The sequence below is a fragment of the Syntrophaceticus schinkii genome (genome assembly GCF_000946815.1).
Lineage (GTDB): Bacteria > Bacillota > DSM-12270 > Thermacetogeniales > Thermacetogeniaceae > Syntrophaceticus > Syntrophaceticus schinkii.
On record NZ_CDRZ01000072.1, the window covers coordinates 1 to 3,474 of the forward strand.

General features: G+C 43.6%; 5 protein-coding genes. 2 read left to right on the forward strand and 3 right to left on the reverse strand.

Annotation, left to right across the window (positions count from 1 at the left end):
* Positions 1-186: hypothetical protein (locus tag SSCH_RS19970; RefSeq protein WP_232294218.1), on the reverse strand; the 186-nt coding region annotated here is incomplete at its 3' end.
* Between the two features lie 21 nt (positions 187-207).
* Here SSCH_RS19970 and SSCH_RS04550 point away from each other — a divergent pair.
* Together SSCH_RS04550 and SSCH_RS04560 are read left to right on the forward strand one after the other, a co-directional pair.
* Positions 208-1,197: an acyl-CoA dehydratase activase gene (locus SSCH_RS04550; RefSeq protein WP_269746115.1), complete on the forward strand. Its 990-nt coding sequence runs from the start codon at positions 208-210 to the stop codon at positions 1,195-1,197.
* Between the two features lie 338 nt (positions 1,198-1,535).
* On the forward strand, positions 1,536-1,865 hold the full coding sequence (locus tag SSCH_RS04560) for a hypothetical protein (protein WP_198142170.1): 330 nt from the start codon (positions 1,536-1,538) through the stop codon (positions 1,863-1,865).
* On the opposite strand, the gene SSCH_RS04565 is transcribed toward SSCH_RS04560, so the two are convergent.
* Both SSCH_RS04565 and SSCH_RS04570 read right to left on the reverse strand, forming a co-directional pair.
* Positions 1,862-2,101 carry a hypothetical protein gene (locus SSCH_RS04565; protein ID WP_044664445.1) on the reverse strand — a complete coding sequence of 80 codons (240 nt, stop codon included), beginning with the start codon at positions 2,099-2,101 and terminating at the stop codon, positions 1,862-1,864. The two genes, SSCH_RS04560 and SSCH_RS04565, sit on opposite strands and share 4 nt — an antisense overlap.
* A 253-nt stretch (positions 2,102-2,354) precedes the next feature.
* Positions 2,355-3,137 (reverse strand): transposase, encoded by a 783-nt coding sequence (locus tag SSCH_RS04570; protein WP_044664446.1) that lies wholly within the window; start codon positions 3,135-3,137, stop codon positions 2,355-2,357.
* Positions 3,138-3,474: the final 337 nt, after the last annotated feature.

Genomic DNA, 3,474 nt, shown 5'->3' on the forward strand with positions numbered 1-3,474 from the left:
GAGTTCATAAAAAGGGGCCTCCCCACTTCCTGTTAAAAACAACACCTGCACCGATGTCCGCTCCTTTCGCAACCCGCCCCTTACGGATTCATTAGAAGAACTGCTGGAGTGGTATGCAGATGAGCTCTTATCACAAACACCCTGCATGAGAATGACCGATATCTCCTCGCGCAAAATGCTGGTCAATGACCCAATTTAAAAGGAATTATCTATAACACCGTGAATTTCTGTGATTATTATGGTTTCGAATATATGAAGCTGAGAAAACAATTAACAATACCAATTATAAAAATCGAAACAGATTACACTACACAGGGAGCTGCACAACTCAAAACCCGAACAGAAGCGTTTTTTGAAAACTTAAAAGCACCCCTGACAGCACCTCCGGCGAGAAAGCACTTCTCTACGGTGCATCCCAGACGGCTTGAGCAGTATACCGCCGGAATTGACAGCGGTTCTACTTCTACCAATGTCGTCATCTTGGACAGCAAGCAAAATATAGTTTCCTTTTCCGTTCTGCCTACCGGTGTACATGTAGCGGACAGTGCGGAAAAAGCTCTGGAGGATGCGCTTAAAAAGGCCGGTCTTTCCAAAAATCAGATTAGCCGTACAGTTTCAACCGGCTACGGCCGCGCCAATATTGCTTTCCGCAAAAAGGATGTCACTGAAATTACATGCCACGCAGTTGGTGCACATTTCTTAAACCCCGCGGTTCGTTCGGTCATCGATATTGGGGGGCAGGACAGCAAGATCATACGCCTCAATGAGAATGGCACAGTGCTCCGTTTTGTGATGAACGACAAATGTGCTGCAGGCACAGGCCGTTTTCTGGAGATGATGGCGCAGTCTCTGGGGCTTACTTTGGAAGAGATGAGCAGATGCGGGTTGCAGTGGGATGAAGAGATCACCATCTCCAGCATGTGTTCCGTTTTCGCCCAATCAGAGGTCGTCTCACTGATAGCGGAAGACAAAAAACTTGAAGATATTGTTCACGGACTTAACCTGTCAGTTGCTTCCAAAGTGATAGCACTGGGTGGACGTGCCAGGATGGAAGGCGAATACATGATCACCGGCGGTGTGGCCAAAAATACAGGTGTTGTCCGTGCCATAGAAGAAAAGCTCAGCAGTCCGGTTCTGGTGCCCGATGAGCCGGAAATTTGCGGGGCTTTGGGGGCAGCGTTAATTGCAGCAACATGACCCGGATGCGCCGGGGGATGCACCGGGGACGGTTCCTGGCGCATTTCTGGGAGATGTAAAATGGACCGGAGTTAAAGGACGTGGCGGGGCGCGAGTGAAACATAAGAACATATGCCGAAATGGTGGCAAGGGACTATCACCACGGAAACACATCTTTAAGGGATGATCAAACCGGCCTGTGGAGAATGGGTTTAGGCTGGGGCATAGCAAACATATATCAGACTGGATAAAAGATACTGGTTTAATGTTGACTTCGGAGCAATTTGATGAATTACAAGAATCTAAACTATGGTTCGGTGGACAAAGTGATTTTTTGAAATCCAACCTTTAAAAAGGTGATGGGTATGAAATATTTTTACGAATATGATCAATCAGAAGTTCTTGATATCCTCAGGAGGTATATTACTGCCGTAGAGAGATTGCCTAATGATGTTAACCCATATGGAGAAATGGACAATATTCTTGATGGCAGGGATATTATCGAGGAACATAAGCAGTATTTATCTCAAGATGATATCAATAGACTTAACCAAGCAGACTGTCATTTGCGCCGATATCCTAAAGAAGTAAACCATCTTCTTGGCCGTGATCCAAAAAGACACAGAGAGCGAAATAATATTCCCCGCTCTCACTGGTGGTGGTATATAGATGAGTCAACAAGCACCTAACGGGTGCTTTTCTTATTGGATTTTGGTACTCCCTCTGCAGCAATGCCGATGATCTGCGGGTCATTGAAACGCATGGGAATCCTGCGCTTGGTATAGCACCAGCAGCATTGCTCTTTATCCCAGAATACGTCCCCTGAAATAAGCTTTAGAGGTTTGTTGGGTATGTAATCGATACCGCGCTCCTCCCAGAACAGGCGGGAGTGTTCTTTACCTAGGCGGATTAACGTCGGAACCATGTTTTGTTGACGCAATATCCAAAGGCGGGTGTTAATACCGACGTCACAGATTGGCGGTCATTTTGTATGGTCCAGTTCGGGTCAATCGGCTTCACAAATATCACCTTTGGTTAACTTCGCCAGGGGTTTAGTATTACCTTTTTTATAATAACCTAGCATAAGGGAGGTGTTTGTTTGCAGATACCTGAGAAAATGAAAGTAGGTGGTTATATTTACGACTGCAAGCTGGTTGAGCGTTTCCTGTTACACCAGTTTAAACCTTTTTCTTAGCCACATTATGTACCATGCCCCTGGTTATCCCTAAGAGCCCGGCTATTCTTCTGTGAGATAAATAATTTGTTTCTATAAGTTCATTAACAACCTTTTCTAATACATCTTTATTGTTTCTTAACTCATTGGCTATTATCTCATGTTGTTGACAATATTTATCAATAATTATCAGAGCCTTTTCCTCACGTTCCAGTTCTATGTCTTCTTCAGTTTCCAAAAATTCATGAGTCTCTTCTTCTGAATGAAATTCGACAAACTGTTCCATTGAGCCGGAAAACAAATCCATTATCATCTGTTTTTCATTGGAACTTACCAAATTATCTTTCTTATCAACATAGCTTTTGTAACTGCTCCACTGATAATCAGATGGTTTTGCTACTATTCTTGCCTTTATAGGATTATTGTGTATATATCTCATTACCCGAATAATATGTCCCTCTATGTTGATGACTTCACTTCTGTATCTGTCCTGAAATACATGACCTACTCGTTTATATTTATTATTATACATTCCTGCAAACTTGATATTTATCCATTTAAATGCCTCCGACATTTCTAGCAAATCCGAGTGAATTAAAAAGTGTGCATGATTATCCATCAAACAATATGCTACTATCAATATCTTACCGTTATCCACCTGATGCTGTACCAGTTTTAAAAAGTATTGTTTTTCTATAGCTCGCAAAAAGACCTTTTCCCGGTTATTCCCTCGTACCATTAAATGATAATACCCTGTTTTGCTCTGTTTTCTAGCTTTCCTGGCCATATGCTCACCTCAATGAGATCATATATGCCCTGTAAAAAAAATGCAATAGGAACCGATAGGAACAATCCCCCCTGCATCAGAAATGCGCTAGGAAGTAGAGTAGGCGGGGTCTCTTGCCGCCTGGTAGCGTTTAGGTCAGGACAGTCCGTTATACTGCCCCTTTCGTCTGGCAGTGCCTTAGTATCCCGGCCGTGCGCTACTGGCCTAGCAGTTGTATCCCCTACCCCTCATCGAACCGTACGTGCGCTATTAACGCATACGGCTCTCCGTAGTCATTATTCACGGATCTCACGCAAAGATTCTTACCCTGACATCGTAAATATTCACAAATATACGG

Coding starts and splice junctions, on each gene's coding strand:
- SSCH_RS04560 (WP_198142170.1), top strand. CDS start 1,536: ATGGGTATGAAATATTTTTACGAATATGATCAATCAGAAGTTCTTGAT.
- SSCH_RS04565 (WP_044664445.1), bottom strand. CDS start 2,101: ATGGTTCCGACGTTAATCCGCCTAGGTAAAGAACACTCCCGCCTGTTC.
- SSCH_RS04570 (WP_044664446.1), bottom strand. CDS start 3,137: ATGGCCAGGAAAGCTAGAAAACAGAGCAAAACAGGGTATTATCATTTA.